Origin of the sequence: Achromobacter animicus (assembly GCF_040775605.1) — a bacterium.
Taxonomy (GTDB): Bacteria; Pseudomonadota; Gammaproteobacteria; order Burkholderiales; family Burkholderiaceae_B; genus Achromobacter; species Achromobacter animicus.
On the sequence record NZ_JAYGJK010000001.1, the window covers coordinates 305,927 to 323,238 of the forward strand.

15 protein-coding genes are annotated in these 17,312 nt (G+C 66.6%); 6 read left to right on the forward strand and 9 right to left on the reverse strand.

Features of this window, described 5'->3' with window-relative positions; translation table 11 throughout:
- Nucleotides 1-30: 30 nt before the first annotated feature.
- Both AB3147_RS01360 and AB3147_RS01365 read right to left on the reverse strand, forming a co-directional pair.
- Entirely contained in the window at nt 31-1,011 is a 981-nt protein-coding gene (locus AB3147_RS01360; RefSeq protein ID WP_367351273.1) for a MerR family transcriptional regulator, read from the reverse strand.
- Between the two features lie 48 nt (nt 1,012-1,059).
- Nucleotides 1,060-1,185 carry a hypothetical protein gene (locus AB3147_RS01365; RefSeq protein ID WP_263597313.1) on the reverse strand — a complete coding sequence of 42 codons (126 nt, stop codon included), beginning with the start codon at nt 1,183-1,185 and terminating at the stop codon, nt 1,060-1,062.
- Here AB3147_RS01365 and AB3147_RS01370 point away from each other — a divergent pair.
- Nucleotides 1,184-1,639, forward strand: coding sequence for a fasciclin domain-containing protein (locus AB3147_RS01370; RefSeq protein WP_056565359.1), 456 nt, complete (start codon nt 1,184-1,186; stop codon nt 1,637-1,639). The two genes, AB3147_RS01365 and AB3147_RS01370, sit on opposite strands and share 2 nt — an antisense overlap.
- Nucleotides 1,640-1,834: 195 nt before the next feature.
- Here AB3147_RS01370 and AB3147_RS01375 read toward each other — a convergent pair whose 3' ends face one another.
- Nucleotides 1,835-2,647 carry a hypothetical protein gene (locus tag AB3147_RS01375; protein WP_343738114.1) on the reverse strand — a complete coding sequence of 271 codons (813 nt, stop codon included), beginning with the start codon at nt 2,645-2,647 and terminating at the stop codon, nt 1,835-1,837.
- 220 nt (nt 2,648-2,867) lie between these two features.
- On the opposite strand from AB3147_RS01375, the gene AB3147_RS01380 reads away from it, so the two are divergent.
- Nucleotides 2,868-3,905 (forward strand): alpha/beta fold hydrolase, encoded by a 1,038-nt coding sequence (locus AB3147_RS01380; protein ID WP_367351274.1) that lies wholly within the window; start codon nt 2,868-2,870, stop codon nt 3,903-3,905.
- 46 nt (nt 3,906-3,951) lie between these two features.
- Here the strand turns inward: AB3147_RS01380 and AB3147_RS01385 are convergent, their stop codons facing one another.
- Nucleotides 3,952-4,749 (reverse strand): alpha/beta fold hydrolase, encoded by a 798-nt coding sequence (locus AB3147_RS01385; RefSeq protein WP_343738113.1) that lies wholly within the window; start codon nt 4,747-4,749, stop codon nt 3,952-3,954.
- A 724-nt stretch (nt 4,750-5,473) separates the two neighbouring features.
- Here AB3147_RS01385 and AB3147_RS01390 point away from each other — a divergent pair.
- Nucleotides 5,474-5,953, forward strand: a complete 480-nt coding sequence (locus AB3147_RS01390; protein ID WP_367351275.1) for a DUF2501 domain-containing protein — start codon at nt 5,474-5,476, stop codon at nt 5,951-5,953.
- A 41-nt stretch (nt 5,954-5,994) separates the two neighbouring features.
- On the opposite strand, the gene nhaR is transcribed toward AB3147_RS01390, so the two are convergent.
- Entirely contained in the window at nt 5,995-6,903 is a 909-nt protein-coding gene (gene nhaR / locus AB3147_RS01395; protein WP_367351276.1) for a transcriptional activator NhaR, read from the reverse strand.
- Between the two features lie 148 nt (nt 6,904-7,051).
- On the opposite strand from nhaR, the gene AB3147_RS01400 reads away from it, so the two are divergent.
- The 3 genes from AB3147_RS01400 to AB3147_RS01410 all read left to right on the forward strand — a co-directional run bounded on the left by AB3147_RS01400 (nt 7,052) and on the right by AB3147_RS01410 (nt 9,371).
- Nucleotides 7,052-8,044 carry a TerC family protein gene (locus AB3147_RS01400; protein WP_367351277.1) on the forward strand — a complete coding sequence of 331 codons (993 nt, stop codon included), beginning with the start codon at nt 7,052-7,054 and terminating at the stop codon, nt 8,042-8,044.
- 14 nt (nt 8,045-8,058) lie between these two features.
- Nucleotides 8,059-8,478, forward strand: coding sequence for a universal stress protein (locus tag AB3147_RS01405; RefSeq protein ID WP_175123803.1), 420 nt, complete (start codon nt 8,059-8,061; stop codon nt 8,476-8,478).
- A gap of 116 nt (nt 8,479-8,594) precedes the next feature.
- Complete coding sequence (locus tag AB3147_RS01410) at nt 8,595-9,371, forward strand: fused MFS/spermidine synthase (RefSeq protein ID WP_175185614.1); 777 nt, start codon at nt 8,595-8,597, stop codon at nt 9,369-9,371.
- Between the two features lie 13 nt (nt 9,372-9,384).
- Here AB3147_RS01410 and AB3147_RS01415 read toward each other — a convergent pair whose 3' ends face one another.
- Genes AB3147_RS01415 through AB3147_RS01430 form a run of 4 tightly spaced genes read right to left on the reverse strand, consistent with a single transcriptional unit; the run spans nt 9,385 to nt 17,301 of the window.
- Nucleotides 9,385-10,710 (reverse strand): hypothetical protein, encoded by a 1,326-nt coding sequence (locus AB3147_RS01415; RefSeq protein WP_367351278.1) that lies wholly within the window; start codon nt 10,708-10,710, stop codon nt 9,385-9,387.
- A 33-nt stretch (nt 10,711-10,743) separates the two neighbouring features.
- Nucleotides 10,744-12,408, reverse strand: a complete 1,665-nt coding sequence (locus AB3147_RS01420) for a CHAT domain-containing protein (protein WP_367351279.1) — start codon at nt 12,406-12,408, stop codon at nt 10,744-10,746.
- A 26-nt stretch (nt 12,409-12,434) separates the two neighbouring features.
- Entirely contained in the window at nt 12,435-15,254 is a 2,820-nt protein-coding gene (locus AB3147_RS01425; protein WP_367351280.1) for a PAS domain-containing protein, read from the reverse strand.
- Nucleotides 15,255-15,276: 22 nt separating this feature from the next.
- A complete protein-coding gene (locus AB3147_RS01430; protein WP_367351281.1) occupies nt 15,277-17,301 on the reverse strand; it encodes a C1 family peptidase in 2,025 nt (674 codons plus the stop codon).
- Nucleotides 17,302-17,312: the final 11 nt, after the last annotated feature.

Sequence of the window (17,312 nt, forward strand, 5' to 3'; positions counted from 1 at the left end):
CGCTGAGGGCAGGGTGTTACGGCCCTGCCCTCAGCGCGTTTTCTTTTGGGTTTCCGTCTTCGGCATCCCGGCGGGCAACGGCAGCCCTTCGGCTCTGGCCAGGCGTTCCATCGCAACCTCCAGGATGGCGCGTGCCTGCCCGGCTGCGCGTCCGAGTTCGCTGTGCAGTTGCGCGTCGTCTTCGTTGCGGGACGCGCACTGGACGCTATAGCGTTCAAAGCTGCCCACCATCAGCAACAGGTCGGCCAGGTGCTTCGGGCATTCGCAGGCAAGGCCGCTACCGGAAGCCATGATGGTCAGGAGCGCATGCTCGTCAAAGCGCAGCTCCAGCGTCGGATGCTGCGGTGCGGTCGGCAGCCGCTCGCCCGCCAGCGCGGACCGGCACAACTGCAGCAGCTCGCCGGTGTCGGCGGGAACGCGGGCGGCCAGGCAGCCGTGCGCGCGCAACGCGCGGATGGTCGCGCTGGCGCAGAACCGGTACAGCACCACGACGGCCGCTTGGCCGCATGCTTGCGCAGCGGCCACGATCAGCGGCAAGGCGCTCTCGTGCAACTCGGACTGTTCGATCACCAGAACCTCGACGCCGGTGTCCTGCGGCGTGAGCGCGACCTGTTCAAGGTGGGGCCAGCTATGTTGGACGATCACGTCCAGGCCATCGCGTCCGCTGCCGGCAATGCGCCGCGCCAGGTTGGCGCCGACCACGCCCAGCCTCAACGGCCCGTGCGCCTTGGGCTGGTGCGCGGCGGCGCCCGCCAGTTCCTGCAACTGATCCACGGACATGGGTGCAAGCACGCCGATGGCGTGACCTTGATCGACCAGCTGCTTGAGCAGGCTGAGCCGTCGCACCTGCTCGGCGGAATAGAGCCGCTGGCCACGCGCCGAGCGTTCCGCGCCCGACAGGTTGTAGCGGCGTTCCCAGACGCGCAGGGTTTCGGGCGACAGTCCCGCCAGCCGCGCCGCCACGCCGCTGCGGTAGGTGATGCGGCCGTCATCCGGTTGCTTGGATTCCATGGTTTTAGTTGACCCGATATTGAACCGATAAGTTTGAATAGTAGCGGTTCAAAACATGGACGAGAAGCCGTCCGACGCGTAAATTTTCTCCTCAAGCGGTTCACTTTCGATCTCAACGCCGCTTTGCGCAAACCCCGCTTTTCGCGGATGTTCACGGGACAAGGAGTCAATCATGAAACGTCTTCTGGCAGGTATTTCGCTCACCCTGGCGCTGGGCACGGCGCAGGCCGCCGACATCGTCGACACCGCCAAATCCGCGGGGTCGTTCAACACCCTGGTGACCGCCGTGCAGGCCGCCGGATTGGTGGACACGCTGAAGGGCCCGGGGCCGTTCACCGTGTTTGCGCCGACCGATGAGGCTTTCGCCAAGGTGCCGAAGGACAAGCTCGACGCGCTGTTGAAGGACAAGGCGGCGCTGACCAAGGTCCTGACCTATCACGTCGTGCCGGGCAAGGTCATGGCCAAGGACGTGAAGGCAGGCCAGGTGAAGACCGTTCAAGGCAGCCCGCTGACGGTGACGGTCAATGGCGGGACGGTCATGGTGGATAACGCGAAGGTCGTGAAGACGGACGTGGTGGCGGATAACGGCGTTATCCACGTCATCGACACCGTGCTGATGCCGAAGTAATTGGGCTGCAACGAAAGGGCTGCAATGCGCGGCCTGCAATGCGCAGGCTGCAACGATGTCGGCCTTGGTAGGCCACCGTGACGGTGCGTGGCCTACCTTTTTTGCTTTAGTCCGTATGCCGGTCCAGCGACATCGTCAGCCGGATATTGGGGCGTATCAGACGACAGCGTGGATCGCGCTGCAAGCGCTAACGGTTCAGGCCGGCGGGTACGGGCGGACGGTTGCATCCGCCTCGCGCTTGCGATGCGCGAAGTTCAGCGTCACCATCAGCCCCGCCACCATCGAAAACAGGTGCTTGAGCGTGTGGCCGCTGAGGAACGTGAACGTGTCGTAAATCTGATGGTCGAGCAGCTCGGCAGCCTTGGCCAGCACGTAGAACCCGATCGCCGCGCCAAAGTACAGCCGTTCCCGCATGGGTGTGCCGTTGCGCCATTGCAGCAGCGGCACCAGCACCAGCGGCATGAACTGCACGAAAAGGTACGGACGCAGATCGCCCGTCGACGTGTGATCGGTGTACCACCACCACGCCACGCTGCCCACCGCCAGCGTGGTCCACAGCACATCGACCCAGCGGCCGTCGCCCACGGTTTCGCGCCACACGGCGGACAGGATGCCGGCGCACAGCAGCGCAATGGGCAGGCGGTCCCAGATCAGCCGTGCGTTGTCCGGCACCAGGTGATACCAGCCGGACCCGAACGCGGTCAGCAAGAGCGCAAGGAAAAACACCGTGTAGCCAGGCCGGATCGCATCGAGCGCAGGGTGCCGGCGCGAGTGCAGCACCAGCGCCAGGCCATACCACCCGACCACCGCAAAACCCAGGTTGGACAGCACATCGCCTGCGTTGGGAATGCCCAGCCACGAGCGCTTGTCCGCAAAGTCGTGATAGTGCTCGAGCTGCGGAATCGGCCCGTAGAGCGCCAGGCCCAGCGCCACCAGGATCACCACCGTCCACGGCAGCACGCGGCGCGAGCGGGGGGAGGACATCGTTGCAGCAGATCGAGTGCTCATGCGGATTCATCCCCGGCAGGCGGGTGTGCCGGCTAGCAGTGATAGTAAAGGTGCAGCCAGGCCGCCTCCAGCCCTTCCAGGGCCCGTCCTTCAGCTTTTTTATGTCCTTGTGTATCCGCCCGCGCGGCGCGTACATGCCGACACCCAACGCCCGGCGGCCTGCGCCACAGTGACGTCCAGCAGTCATGTCCCCTTCAACACGACTTTCTGGAGCATCACCATGTCGGAACCGGTAAACGTCCAGCGGCGCCGCCTGCTGGGTACCACTTCTTCGCTGGCGGGCGCCAGCCTGCTGGGCCTCGCGCTCGGCGGCAACGCGATCGCCAAGTCCGTGGCGCAAGCCCCGCAAGGCCTCGTCCCCACGTTCAACAACATCCGGCAGATCCGCGCCGGCACGCTCGACGTGGGCTACGTGGACGCCGGCCCCGCCGACGGCCCCGTCGCCATCCTGCTGCACGGCTGGCCCTATGACATCCACAGCTTCATCGACGTCGTGCCGCGCCTGACCGCCGCCGGTTACCGCGTCATCGTGCCCCATCTGCGCGGCTACGGCACCACCCGGATCGTGTCGCCCGACACCCCGCGCAACGGCGAACAGGCCGTCGTCGCCGTCGACATGATTGCGCTGATGGACGCCCTCAAGATCCGCAAGGCCGTCGTCGCCGGCTTCGACTGGGGCGCGCGCACCGCCTGCATCATGGCCGCGCTGTGGCCTGAGCGCTGCGAAGCGCTGGTGTCCGTCAGCGGCTACCTCATCGGCAGCCAGGAAGGCAACCGCAAACCGCTGCCGCCGCAGGCCGAACTGCAATGGTGGTACCAGTTCTACTTCGCCACCGAGCGCGGCGCCGCCGGCTACGCCGCCAACGTCGACAGCTTCAACAAGCTGATCTGGCAACTGGCCTCGCCCCAATGGCGCTTTGACGACGCAACGTTTGCGCGATCCGCACGCGCCTTCAACAACCCCGACCACGTCGAGATCGTCGTGCACAACTACCGCTGGCGTCTGGGGCTGGCGCAGGGCGAAGCGCAATACGACGCGCTCGAGACGCGCCTTGCGCAGCTGCCCAAGATCGGCATACCGACCATCACGATGGAAGGCGACGCCAACGGCGCCCCGCATCCGCCACCCGCCGCCTACGCCGGCCAGTTCACCGGCAAATACCAGCACATCGACGTCGGCACCGGCATCGGCCACAACCTCCCGCAAGAGGCGCCCAAAGCGTTTGCCGACGCCGTGCTCCGCGTCACGCGCCTGTAGCGCAGAAACGCGTCACACCGCATCACACCGCGACACCACGCGCCGCTCAGCCGGCGCGCGGCAGCCAGTCCGACACCGTCGCAAGCACCTGCTCGGGCATCTCGCGGTGCGGCACATGGCCGCAGTTCTCGAAGATAACCGGCCGCGCGCCCGCCAATTGCGCAATGCGCTCGGCGTGCACCGTGGACCCGTATTCATCGTTGTCGCCATGCAGCGCCAGCGCCGGACACTTCACCTGCGCCAACTGCGGATCCAGCGTCCAGTCCGCGAAGTCTGGCGACAGCCACGTGTCGATCCACGCGCTCAGCACCCAGGCCGCCTTCTCGCCGTGATACTTCTTCAGGCGGTCCAGCTGTCCCGGCTGCGCGAAAGACTCGCGCGCCTGGCGGATCCCTTCCAACGTGCGTTCCTCGGCATAAACCTGCGCCGACTCGGTAATCAGCGCGCGGCAAGACTGCGGATAAGCCGCAGCGCTGGCAATCGCCATCCCCCCGCCCACGCTGTGCCCGAACGCCGCGAACTCTTCCAGTTCAAGCGCCTCGCGCACGGCGCGAAATCCCTCGATAGCCTCGCGCACCACAAAGTCCACGCCCAGCGTGCCCTTGTACGGATCGGACCGGCCGAACCCCAGCCGGTCGTAGGCAATGACCTCGCGGCCCGTTGCGCCCGCCAACCGCTCCGGAAAGTCGCGCCACAACTCCACGCATCCAAGAGAGTCGTGCATCAGCACGATCGGCACGCCGTTGTCGGGAGACGAACCGGACGCAGCGGGCGTCCAGCGCCGCACGAAAAGCTGGCCGCCGGCGGCGGGGACGAAGACATCTTGGGGTTCGACGGAAGACATCAAGGATTCTCACGAAGTAGATGGCACGGGACACGTCAAGAATGCGGCGGCGCTACGCCAGCCGCCTCCCGGGGACAGTGCGAAATAGTAGCGTAGCCAAACGCAGCAGATACTCTTCGCGGGCGTCAGGCACCTGATCGAAGCGCGCCACCCCGCCAGCGCGCAGCGCACACCGCCACGACGCCCCACGAACCCGATGCCGGGTTGCCGCCGTCCGGGCGGCAGCAACCCGGCGGCCCCGCAGATTTCCTGCCCTGAACACAGGTCTTGTAGCGCCCATACCAAAGACCCTGGCAGCACGGCGTCGTGGTCACCGGGGAGGCGAGCGCCGTCGATGCGCCCGAGGGAATCGGAAGGCAGTCGCCGGAGGCGACAACGACGATGACGACGGGGGGGGCCGCCTAGGCAAGTCCGGAGCGAAGGCTCCGGACCGCAATCGTGGGCGATCGCCTCCCCGGTGACCGCGGCGTCGGGCGACCTACGAAGATCCTCGTGGCAACAGGATCACCAACCGCAAAGCCCCCACACGCCCGTCCGACGTTCAACATCCTCACCCCTAACACCGGTATCAAACCCGTGACGTTACGAATGCAATTGCTACGGTCCCACGGCGCACGGTATGCCCATGCTCATCATTTGTCGCATTACCCGCCCCGCCCGCACGCCGATCCGCGCCACCGCGCCGCTACGATGGCCGCACTCACCACCGCACCAGGAGCAAGTCATGAAGATCCCTTTCCGCCACCTAGCCGTCGCCGCAGCCCTCATCGCGGCGCAGTGCTACGCAGGCGCCGCCAGCGCCCAGTGGCTCGATGCCGTAAAGGGACAGATGGAGAGCCAAGGCAGCTCAACCCAAAGCGGTACAACCCAAGGCGGCATCCTGCAAGGCCTAGGCAACAGCCTGCCGCTCTCTTCGCTTACCCCCGCCTCAGCCGGCAACGCAGCCGGCGTGCTCGAGTTCTGCATGAAAAACAACTACCTGGCCGGCGGCGATGCCCAGGCCCTGAAAGACAAACTGATGGGCAAGGTCGGCGCCGGCTCAACGCAGAAAGCCAAATCGGATTCCGGATACCTAGCCGGCCTGCAAGGCCTGCTAAACGGCAGCGACGGCAAATCGGTCGACCTGAGCGGCGGCGGACTGAAAGAGGAACTCACTCGCAAGGCCTGCGATCAGGTCCTCAAACACGCGAAGTCGTTCCTGTAATCAGCCGCACACAGCGGTGCGCCAGCCTTCGCGCGCCGCCGTTACGTCACCGCCCCAAAAATATCCTCCCGCGCCGCACGGCTCAACGCCACCACCGCCGGATGCTCCAGCCGCTGGTCGGTCGTGATCGCGTAGAACTGCTCCTTCACGTCCGCCGCGTGCCCGATCACACGCACCCGATACTGCTTGCACAGATAGGCCGCCGTCGCCGTCGGCGCAACAAACAGCCCCGTTCCCGTCTGCCCGAAAGAATTCATCAGCGCACTATCGTCGAATTCGCCCACGATACGCGGCCGGATGTCATGCTCATCGAACCATTGCAACAGCCGCGGCCGGATCGCGGCGTCTTCGCCCGGCAAGAGGAACGGCGCCTGGTCCAGCAGCGCCGGAAACGTCCCCGTCAGACTGTCCAGCAACGGCGGCGATCCAAAGAACGTCAGCCCGCATTCCCCCAGCAAATGGCTGAACCCCCGCACATTCAGATTGTTCGGCATCGGCCGATCCGCGATCACCATATCGAAGCGATGCACCGCCAGATCCGCCAGCAAATAAGGCAACCGTCCTTCGCGGCAGATCAGCCGCACGTCCTGGTCCAGATGCAATGCCGGCTCGATCATCCGATACACCATGGCCTTGGGCATCCCCTCCGCCACACCCACCTTGAACTCCAGCGCACGCTGCGCCGGACGCTCGCGCAGGTCGTCCAGCAGTTCGTCGCCCATCGTGAAAATGCGATCCGCATACAGCAGCGCATGGCGGCCGACATCGGTCAGTTCCAGACCGCGCCCCGCGCGCCGGAACAGTTCCGTGCCGAGTGTGGATTCCAGCTCCTGGATCTGGCCGCTGATCGATTGCGGCGTGCGCTGAAGCTGCTGTGCCGCGCGGGCGATGCTGCCCGCCTTCGCGACCGTCCAGAAATAGCGCAGATGCTTGTAGTTGAGAGTGACCATGGCTGATCAATCCAAAAAATCTGACTATCGGGTCATCATAATGCGGATTGTTGGAGGAATCGCCCCGCACTAGACTGGCCTCGTGCGATTGCAGTACCTGTTTTCCCATTGCGTGGCGCACGCGGCGCGATGGAAGGAGGCGCCTCTCATGAACCGGGTCGAAACCTTTGCCACGCTGCCGATGTGGGCGGGGTTCGTGGGATTCGTGCTGATCGTGCTGGCGCTCGACCTCTATGCGTTCGGCGGACGCCGCGCCCACCGCGTGTCCTCGCGCGAGGCGCTCTGCTGGGTGGGCGCGTGGATAACGCTTGCCACGCTGTTCGGCGGCCTGATGTGGTGGTATCTGGACGCCACCCTGGGCCGGGCGGTCGCGCATCAGAAGGCGCTGGAGTTCTACACCGGCTACCTCATCGAACTGTCCCTCTCCGTGGACAACATGTTCGTCTTCTCGCTGATCTTCACGTACTTCGCCGTGCCGCTGGAATTGCAGCGGCGCGTGCTGCTGTACGGCGTGCTCGGCGCCATCGTCATGCGGATCAGCATGATCCTGGCCGGCGTGTGGCTGCTGTCCCAGTTCGCGTGGCTGTTCTATGTGCTGGGCGCCTTCCTGATCTTCACCGGGCTGAAGATGCTGTTCACCGCGGGCCGCCAGCCCGACATCGCCCGCAATCCGCTGGTGCGCTTTCTGCGATCCACCATGCGGATCACCAAGGACTATCACGGCCAGTCGTTCTTCGTACGCATCGACGGGTTGCGCTACGCGACGCCGATGTTCGTGGTGCTGATTGTCATCGAAGCGACGGACGTGGTGTTTGCCGTGGACAGCATCCCCGCCATCTTTGCCGTGACGACCGATCCGTTCATCGTCTTCACATCCAACATTTTTGCCATCATGGGCCTGCGGGCGCTGTATTTCCTGCTGGCGGACATGGTGGCGCGGTTTCACTATCTCAAGTATGGCCTTGCGTCGGTGCTGGTCATCATTGGCGGCAAGATGCTTGCCGAACAATGGGTCCACGTGCCGGTGCACTGGTCGCTTGGGGTGGTGGGCGTGATCCTGCTGGCGTCGGTGGGCGCAAGCTGGGTGATGCCCGGAAGGGGCGCGCACAAGCCCGCGCGCAACGAAGCCAGGAAGTCATGAACCGGAGGTCTGCCATGAACACGATCATTCTTGCCACCGACGGCTCGCTGCACAGCGATGCGGCGGCCCGATTTCTGGTGGAAAGTCCCTTGCTGAACCGCGATTTCGTCGTGCACGTGGTGCACTGCGAGCCCGATGTGGCGGGTGACGTGAAGTCCTTCATCGGCAAGGCGGACATCGACGCGTGGCACCACGAGGAAAGCGGCAAGGCGATGCAATCGGTGGTCGGCATCCTGACCGCCGCCAACGTCGGCCACGAATGCCACGAGCTTGTCGGCTTCACGCCGGAGAAAATTGTCGAGTATGCAAAGCAGATCGATGCCGGGGCGATCGTGATCGGCTCGCATCATCACAGCCCGCTGATCAACGCCATCCGCGGCTCGGTCAGCGGGCGGATCCTGGCGCACTCGCCCTGTCCGGTGATGCTGGTCTGAGGCGGCGGCACGTCTCGGAGCGCCGGCCTGTTTGACACGCCGATCCCGCGGCGCGGGCCGCGGGGGGGCGTGGCAGTGGTATCTTCTGCGAATCTTTCGCTTTGCACCCTGCGCCCATGTCCGACGTACCCGTTCCCGCCGATTCGCCCGTTTCCGACGGGCCGGCGGCCCCCCACCGGCCCTTCATCCAGAATGCCGGCACCCGGCGCACCCTGCATTTCACGCAGCAGGAGATCCAGAGCAGCATGTCGCTGCTGAATCCGGATGCGCTCGAAATCGAATACACGCGGATGATGATGGGCTTCGTGCTGTTCAAGCCGGAGCCGGCGGACATCCTGATGGTGGGCCTGGGCGGCGGATCGCTGCCCAAGTTCTGCCACCGTTATCTGACGGGGGCGCGCGTTACGGTGGTGGAAATCGATCCCGCCGTCATCGCGCTGCGCGACGCCTTCATGGTGCCGCCGGACAGCGCGCGCTTTCAGGTCATCCAGGCCGATGCGGCGCAGCATCTTGCCGGGCTGACGGACGCCGCCGATGTAATCCTGCTGGACGGATTCGTGGCCGGCGGCATTCCGGATGCCCTGTGTTCCGCCGGCTTCTACGCCGACTGCCATCGCGCCCTGCGCGACGACGGCATCCTGGTGATCAACTTCCACGTCAACCACCCCATGCATCACGAATACCTGGACCGCGTGCGCGACGCGTTCGGCTCGTCGATGTTCGAGGTGGTCGACGACGACATGACCAACAGCATCGTGTTCGCCTGCAAGGGCAACCTGCTGGACAACCCGGCGGCCGCGCAACTCACGCGGCCAGCCACGATGCCCAAGGATGCCTGGCGCCAGCTCATGCCGACGATGCGCGTGATCGGGGCGACGCTGGAACTGCGCTGATTCTGGCGTTGCGCTATGCCGGATCGCTCAGCATGATGGAAAGCAGCTCCCGGGTGGCGCGCGACAGGGCGCCGGGCGTCTGCGCGCCACCTTTCTCGCCGAGTGTTTTCGTCAGGTTCGACACCGTCTGCGCGACAGCGTCGTCGTCCAGCACCTTGGGTCCGGTTTCTTCTGTTGGGACGGGCGGCGGCGTGATGTGTTTTTTGGCCGCCTTCAGCAGCTCTGCCACCGGGTCGGCCTTGCCCCGCGCGTTGACGCGGTCCGTCATCGCAGTGGCCAGACTTTTGCCGCCGCTGCGGGTTCGCAGGCCCGACCGCTCGCTGGCGGCTTCCCACGCGCCGCGCTGCGCGGCATAGGCCGTCAGCAGCGCGAAGCGGTCCGCGTCGATGAGCAGCGGCGATTCCGCCACCGCGATCAGCAGGGACTGGTACGCGGCGCTGGCGGCCGTGGCGTCGTTGCCGATCAGCGCCTTGGAGACGTCCTTCCACAGATGATGGAACGGCAGCGTGGTGGCCGCGGCGAACATGTCCGCGCCCAGCGTCGCGCGCTGCTCAAAGGCCAGGACCAGATAGTCGACGTCGTTGACCGGCTCCGGTTTGCCTGCGCCGTTCTGGCGGTGCAGCACGCCATCGACGAGTTGCAACCCCGACAGCTTGTCCTGCGAATCCGCGCCCGCCAGGACGCGGTAGCCGCTGCGCCGCAATGCGTCGCCATCGTAGACGCCAAAGCGCACGCTGACGCCGTCGGTGCCGAACAGTTTGGCAAGCGGCGTGAGCAGGCTTTCGCCTGTCTTGACGATCGCCCCGCCGACCGGGCCGCCCAGCATCGTGACCGCGGTGGACACGAAATCCAGGATGCCGCGCGACAGGCTGTTGTCGGCGAAACGGCACAGCGCCGCGTACATCTCCAGTCCATCGCTGGCGTACGGGACGTTGCGCGCAACATAGACATCCCGAAAGGCGACACGGCGCACCCCGGCGTCGGGCGCCGCCTCGCCCAGCGCCTGCTGGATGAGGTCGTAGCCGACGATGTAGGGAATCTCGCGCCGCGTGCCGTCAGCGCCGTAGCGCAAGAAGAACGTGCACAGCGGCAGGAACTGGCTGAGATAGTTGCCCGCGTCGCACAGGCGCATTTCGACCAGCCGGACGCTGAAGTAGCACTGGCCGGGCACGAAGGCGGCGCCGTCCATGCCCGCAGCCAGCGCGGGCGTGCCGCCGGGCGGCTCGATCTCCGCGTAGAAGTTGCGTCCCGCAGGCACGGTCGGCAGCAGCGCGCCCGCGCCGTCGCCGCCAGCCGCCTTGCCGCCGATGCCGCGCAGCATGCCGAATATTCCGTCCATGTCAGCTCCTTGTGCCGCGGGACCGCTGCCCGCTCAGTCGCGCACGATGGCCATTGCCGATGCCCACGTCGGCAGGTCGCCCGCGTCGCCCTGCGCGGCCTTGCACGCATAGCGGTAGGCCTCCGCCAGGTCCTTGGGCTGCGTCGCATCCAGGTACACGTCGTAAAAGCGCTGGATGTAGCGGGCGCAGGATTCTTCCTCGACCTGCCAGCGAAAGGCCAGCACGCCGGCCGCGCCCGCGCGCATGACCTCCAGCGCGGTGCGCACCGACGCGCCGCTGCACGAAGACAGCACCAGCAGCTTGCACTTGCCCGCCTCCATCCACTGCCCGATCAGCCGGATCGACAATTGCCAGGCCTCGCCGTCCTCGCCGGGCAGCACCAGCATCGTGCTTTCGCCTTCGGATACCGAATGGCCGGCAAAGTGGAAGATGTCGTAGTTGCCCGTCCGCAGACGCTCTTCGATGCGGCGCTGCAGGTCCGCACCCACGAGCCCCGCTTCATCGGCGGCACGCACGTGGTCGATGATCAGGTGCCCCGGCGCGCGCGCGGCCAGTTCCGCAAGGTGCTCGCGCTCCTTGGCCACGGATTGCAGCGGCCCGAACTCCATCGCCGGCAGCGCGGGCCCGCCGTCCTCGCGCCGGAAGGTGACGGTGCCAAACACCGAACTGGCGTCCATGAACAGCATCCGCACCGGCTGGCCGGGCGTGCGCGCGTCCGGCTCCCAGCGCGGCGCGGGCGCCGTGCCGTCCAGATGCAGGCGCCGCGCCATCGGCAGTTCCAAACACAGGTAACGCCCGCTGTCGGCGCCGAACTCGCGGCCCATCTCGAAGGGCAGGTTGAACAGGCGCGACACCTCCTGGCTGGCCAGGTTGAATTCAAAGCGCAGGTCCAGACCCGCGAAGGCCCCTGCGCCCGGCGACACTTCCTCGTCGCGCGCCCGCTGGATCAGCTTGGCGACCGGGGCGCCCAGGCTGTGGGTCACCATGGCGCTGAAGACATCCTCGCCCACGCCGCTCAGGTCTTTCAGCCATTGCGGCGCCTTGGTTTCGCCCAGATAGGGACTGAAGGTCTCGATACGGCCCACCAGCGCGGAGATGCGGTCGCGCTCCTTGTACGGCATGTCCTGCGACGAATACTCGTGGCGTCCCATCTGGATGCGGTAGGTGATCGAATGCTCGCCCACGCGAATGATCAGCCGCCGCCGGCGCTTGGGCGCAAGCGGCGTCAGGCAGGTGAGCACGGTGGCGACTTCCGCGCCGCTGTTGACGTTGGTCTTGGCATCGTTGGTCCACATGAAGACCTGTGGACGTTCCAGCACATAGCGCTGCACCAGTTCGGGCGGGTCGACCGCCAGCACCAGCAGCGGGACCGACGAGCGCGCGGCGATCCATTCCAGCAGTTCCACGGCTGCCGCGCCGGGCTTGCCGCGTTTGCTGGCCGTGGAGCCGAGCCGGGCGTCGATGATGACGAGCCGGGGTTCGATGCGGGGTGTGGACATGTCCCACGATTCGAGCTGCGTCTTGGCGCTTTCGAGCGACGTGCGGCGGCGCAGCTCCGCGCCGACGAACGGCGCAATCGCGGGGTACTGCTGCACAAGGCGATGCAACTGGGCAAGGTTGTTGGCCCAGTCGTCCTCGTGCTCGTCGTTCATGCTGGCCAGCAGAATGAAATTCGGTCCGGCGGCGTCTTGTTCCATGATGGCGATTCCATGATCCCGATGGCCTAGCCGGCCCGCAGCGGCAGGATCAGCGTGAACGCGCGCCACGGCGGCGTGACGGACTCGTAGGCCTGCGGCGGCGCATCCGATAGCGGCGGGTCGGTGACAAGCGCGCCGCCGTGGTCGATCACCGTTTCCTGGATCTGCGTGATGGCGATGCTGGCGCCGTCGTGCGCCGCGCGTTCGGCGTTGAGCAGCGCGTCGTCGGGCACGGCGTGCACCGGCGGGTCGGACTCCCACACCTGCTCCTCGCTCAGGCCAAAGCGGATCTCGCAGCCGTCCGGCCCGGTGTCCAGGTCGATCGTGACGCGGGCGTCGTCCGCGTTGCGACAGCGCAGCAGGTAATCGATCATCGACCGGAAGGCCGCGGACAGCGCCTGCGCATCGCCCGACACGGTCGGACCGTCGCGCGAGGGCGAGTGGTTCGTGAACGCGATCCGGCGCTGATCGCGCGCGGGCAAGGCGGTCACCACCTCCTGCAGGCGCGCGCCCAGTTCCACGTCGCTATGCATGGCGCGCGTGCGCCGCCGCGATTCGCTGGCGCCGGCCAGCCGCTCGAACGTAATGTCGGCCTTGCCGATCTCGGCCACGATGCGTTGGCTCAGATCCTGCGCCTGCGCCGCAACGACGTCCGCCGGCGTGCCCTGGCGGGCGTCGTCGTGCAGCAGCACGGTCTGCGACGTCAGGCTGCACGCCAGCGACAACGAGGTGCGTGTCTGCCGGGCCACTTCGGCCACGGTCTCGCGCAGATAACGCAGGTCGCGCGCCCAGCCCAGATCCGCGATGTCGGTGAAGAACCAGATCGACATGTCCAGACTGGGATCCAGGTCGGTCCGCGTGGCCAGCACGGAGCGCGGCTGGCCGGTGCTGTCCAGCAGCTCGATGCGCTCGCGCTTGACGGTGAAGGTGGAGGTCAAAACGCCCAGCGTCGCTTCGTCGCCCGCGATAGCGTAGTCGGTGATCGACGGCGATTCGGTCTGGCTGCGTCCGCGCCGCGGTTCCGCGCCCAGCATGTCGGTCGCCACGCGGTTCATCTCGATGACGGCGCCCTCGCGTCCCACAAACACCACCGCCTGCTCGGTTTCCGCCATCAGGCTTTGCTTGGTCTGGCTGAGCAGATGCTGGGCCAGGCCTTCTTCCAGCGACGCGATGATCTGCATCAGGTCGTCGATATCCGGGCCCTTGAACGCATGCGACACCGAGGACTCCACGTCCAGCAGCCACCGTATCCGGCCGTTCAGATGGATGGGGACGGTCATGGCCGAGCGCAGCGGCCGTTTCGGGCCGCCATAGCCGTGCTGCGCGTAGATGGGGTTGCCGATGTCGTCCACCGCCAGCAGGCACCCCTGCGCCAGCGTCGCGCCCAGCATGCCCTTGTCGGCGGGTTGCTGATAACCGGGCGGCAGCGCGTAGGCTGGCGCCAGGCTGTGCTGCGTGACGACTTCGAACCGGTTCTCCTGGCGGTTGACGCGGTACAGCGCCACGTGGTCCCACGAGAAATGCTGTGCGAGCTGGACGATGATCTCGTCGGCCGCCTGGCGCAGCGACGCAGCGGCCATCACCTTGCGCCGCAGGGAATCCGCGAACTCGGCGCGCTCGTCGTCACGTTCCTTTTCAAAGCGCATCAGCACGGGTTCAAGGTCCAGGGTGCGCAGCATTTCCAGATGCCGCTCGCCATACGCGCCCGGCTGCCGCGAGCACAGGCTGAGCGCCGAGCTGTAGCCGTCCGCGCGTGTTACGGGCAGCGTGACCGAGGCCTCGATGCCCAGGTCCTGGTAGCAGCGCACGACCTCGTTGCCGGGCTCGGGCATGTTCTCCCGGACGAACGCGCCGATCTCGTCGACCCACGTTCGCCCGGAATCCAGGAACGCACGTATCGTGGGCGGCAGGTCCATCCAGCGCGCGGGCCAAAGCTCCACGCCTTCCGGGCGCACCGCGATCGCGCGAAACAGCGACACGTCGTTGCCATAGATGCCGAACACCGCGTGTTCGAACGGGATAAGACGCCGAATCTGCTCCAGGATGCGGTCCAGCTTGGCGCGCCAGCCGCCAATTGCCGGGTCCAGCGCGATGCGCCGGATCTCGTCGCGGGCGGATTCCAGCGTGCGCGACTGGATGACGGCAATCACGCCCAGCAACTGGCCGTTCGGCGCGGGATCGGGCGTCATGACCAGCTCGAACTGCCGGTCGGCGTCGTCCGGGACGGGAATGGCGATGGTCACGGCGACCATGGCATCGCCTTCCGTGTCCTCGATGCAGCGCAGGATGGCGCGCTGCACCGGTCCGCCGTCGGACGGCCGGAAATGCGCCGCCAGCCGGGTGCCGCACAGCGCGTCGCGCGGCAGGCCCAGCGTGCGCGCCGCTTCGGGGTTGGCAAAACGGATCACGCCGTGAATGTCCAGCCGGAACACCGCGTAGGGCGTGCGCTCGAACCGGTGGGCCTCGGCGTCGCGGAACGGCGAGCCGTCATTGACCAGCACGATGAGTTCGCCGCTGTCCAGCGTGCACAGCGGGATGAGCTGCGCGGGCATGCGCGCGCCGCCGGGGCGCCGATACACGACGTCGACGGCGCCGTCGCCCATGCGCAGCGGTTTGGCAAGGCCGTAGACCTGGCTGACGTGGCGGCCGACGAGCGCATCGCGCGCCAGCGGCAGGACGCTGCTGGCAGCCACGATCTCGCCGGTGGCGGCCAGCACGAGGCAAGGCACGCCGACCTGGGACAGCACGCGGGCAACCTCCGCGGGCTCGCCAAACAGGGAAAACTCGCGCAGCGCCGCGTCCCGGGGAAGCGCCGGGGCGTCGCGATAGGGTTCCATCTCTGTCATGACAAGACCTCTTCACCTGCCGTCACCGTTTGATGAACGCGATGACCTGCTGTTGCGTGCCCTTGTCGTTGTCGAATCCGCCGTGTGTGCTGGACGCCACCGGCGCCACGCGGGCGGTGGCGGACGGGCTGCCGGCCGGCGAGACGTGGACCGCATCGCACGGAATGGCGGCCTCGCGAAAGTAGCGTTCCATGCCCAGCAGCGGCGTGGTGGTGCCGCCTTCGAACGATTCGCTGACCAGGTACAGCAGCGAGCGCCGGTACGGTCCGCAGGTCGGGTCATCCTCTTCGGCGCGATCCGACAGATGGAATTGCTGATAGCGCTTCACGCGGCTGCCCAGGTGCGGCACGACCAGGTCCTGGAAGGTCTTCATCGTGACGGCGGGCGCCATCAGGCTCAGCGATTCCAGTTCCCCGCCGTCGGCGGTCAGGCGCTTGACGAAGTGGCTGGCGACGATGGCGCCCGCCGAATGGCCCACGATGTGCAGCCGCACGCGGCCACGTGCGACGTGCGTCTTGAAATGCTTGTACAGCAGGATCATCGCGGCCTCTTCGCCGCCGTTGATGGCCGGCTCGCTCATGGCTTCGGCGTTCTGCTTCATCTCGCCCCAGATCACCGTGCCGGGGCGCGCCAGCCAACGCTCAAGCCGCTGGTTCCACCAGCGTTCCAGCCGCTCGCCGATGCCGCCGGTGGTGCGCGGCACATTGCTCGCCGCGTCGCGGATGATGTTCTTCACGGTGCTGATGAAGTCCGTTTCCCACATCAGGAAGACGGGGAAGATCTGGTTGTCATACAGCAGCGGAATCCATTCGGCGGCGGCTTCGGCCGCGTCGTTCTCGCCGACCAGGCCGCCGTGCGCGTAGACGCAGACATCCATCGGCTTGTCCTTCAGATTCCAGCGTTCGCGCGCGGCGCCCATGTGCACGTCCACGATGGCGCGCAGGTCGTCCTGTGTGGTGCGAAAGGCCCCGCTATTGCTGAGCTTGCCGTTGTTGCCGACGTTGACGATGAAGGGCGTGAGCTCGCGGTCGCGCAGCACCTTGCCCGCCGCCAGCGTCACCTTTTGACCCTCCGTGCGCAGGCTGATGCTGTTGGCGATCCGCTCGTGCTCGTGCGTGACCACGCCCAGTTGCACGACCCAGCAGTCCATTGCGTTGCGCAGCCAGTCGTCATAGGTCAGCACGGCCATGCCGTGCGTGCCCCATTCCTCGCCCCACGAGTTCTGGATCAGAAAGCCGTCCTGCGTGTAGCCGACGATGACGAAGGCGTGGCCCTGCATCGCCATGTCCTGGCCGGTGGCCGGAATGACCCAGAACGGCCGGGTGACGGGCGTGGGCTCGTCGTCGTGCGGCGTGACGCCGTGGCCGTCGTCCCAGCCGTCGTGGCAGCCCGCGCTGGCGTACAGGATGCCGACCTCGTTCAGCGCGGCGTGCATTTCCACGATGCTGCGCGTGTCGATCCGGTAGTAGGCGCCCAGCGGCCGCTTCACGGCGTCCAGCCACCAGTCGTCTTCGGGGCGCTTGGCCGCCGGCGGCATGTCGATGGTGGGAAACAGGCCCTGCGCGCAGGCGCCGTGCCGGAACCAGCCCTTCAACGCGCCGCGCAGGCTGGAGCCGCTGTCGTCGACCGATCCCGGAAACTCGTCATAGCGCCGGGCCATGGAATACAGCATGTAGGGCGAAATGGCAGGGCGCGAGTCGCGCTCGGACTTGCGCAACAGGTATTCGACCACCGTGGACAGCGCAAAGCCGGTGCAGGCCGACGTTTCGCCCTGGTGCTTCACTGTCAGTCCCATCACGGGAATCATCTCTGCCTTGGGCGTGACGGAAATGTTGGGCCGGAACAGGATGTCGCGCGCGTCGAAGGCATCGGGCTTGGCGGACCGCTCAAATAGCCGCGCGGCCGGGGCGTCATCCTGTTTGCGGCGCTTGCGGGCCTTCGCGGGCGGATCTTCCGGCGCCGGGGCGGACGCTTGCGTCACGCGTTTGGGCTTTTTCTTTGCCGCGGGCTTGGCCGCCGTGCGCGCTGCCGCCTTTCGGGTCGCCATGTCGTTCTCCC

Coding starts and splice junctions, on each gene's coding strand:
- AB3147_RS01360 (WP_367351273.1), bottom strand. CDS start 1,011: ATGGAATCCAAGCAACCGGATGACGGCCGCATCACCTACCGCAGCGGC.
- AB3147_RS01370 (WP_056565359.1), top strand. CDS start 1,184: ATGAAACGTCTTCTGGCAGGTATTTCGCTCACCCTGGCGCTGGGCACG.
- AB3147_RS01365 (WP_263597313.1), bottom strand. CDS start 1,185: ATGATTGACTCCTTGTCCCGTGAACATCCGCGAAAAGCGGGGTTTGCG.
- AB3147_RS01375 (WP_343738114.1), bottom strand. CDS start 2,647: ATGAGCACTCGATCTGCTGCAACGATGTCCTCCCCCCGCTCGCGCCGC.
- AB3147_RS01380 (WP_367351274.1), top strand. CDS start 2,868: ATGTCGGAACCGGTAAACGTCCAGCGGCGCCGCCTGCTGGGTACCACT.
- AB3147_RS01385 (WP_343738113.1), bottom strand. CDS start 4,749: ATGTCTTCCGTCGAACCCCAAGATGTCTTCGTCCCCGCCGCCGGCGGC.
- AB3147_RS01390 (WP_367351275.1), top strand. CDS start 5,474: ATGAAGATCCCTTTCCGCCACCTAGCCGTCGCCGCAGCCCTCATCGCG.
- nhaR (WP_367351276.1), bottom strand. CDS start 6,903: ATGGTCACTCTCAACTACAAGCATCTGCGCTATTTCTGGACGGTCGCG.
- AB3147_RS01400 (WP_367351277.1), top strand. CDS start 7,052: ATGAACCGGGTCGAAACCTTTGCCACGCTGCCGATGTGGGCGGGGTTC.
- AB3147_RS01405 (WP_175123803.1), top strand. CDS start 8,059: ATGAACACGATCATTCTTGCCACCGACGGCTCGCTGCACAGCGATGCG.
- AB3147_RS01410 (WP_175185614.1), top strand. CDS start 8,595: ATGTCCGACGTACCCGTTCCCGCCGATTCGCCCGTTTCCGACGGGCCG.
- AB3147_RS01415 (WP_367351278.1), bottom strand. CDS start 10,710: ATGGACGGAATATTCGGCATGCTGCGCGGCATCGGCGGCAAGGCGGCT.
- AB3147_RS01420 (WP_367351279.1), bottom strand. CDS start 12,408: ATGGAACAAGACGCCGCCGGACCGAATTTCATTCTGCTGGCCAGCATG.
- AB3147_RS01425 (WP_367351280.1), bottom strand. CDS start 15,254: ATGACAGAGATGGAACCCTATCGCGACGCCCCGGCGCTTCCCCGGGAC.
- AB3147_RS01430 (WP_367351281.1), bottom strand. CDS start 17,301: ATGGCGACCCGAAAGGCGGCAGCGCGCACGGCGGCCAAGCCCGCGGCA.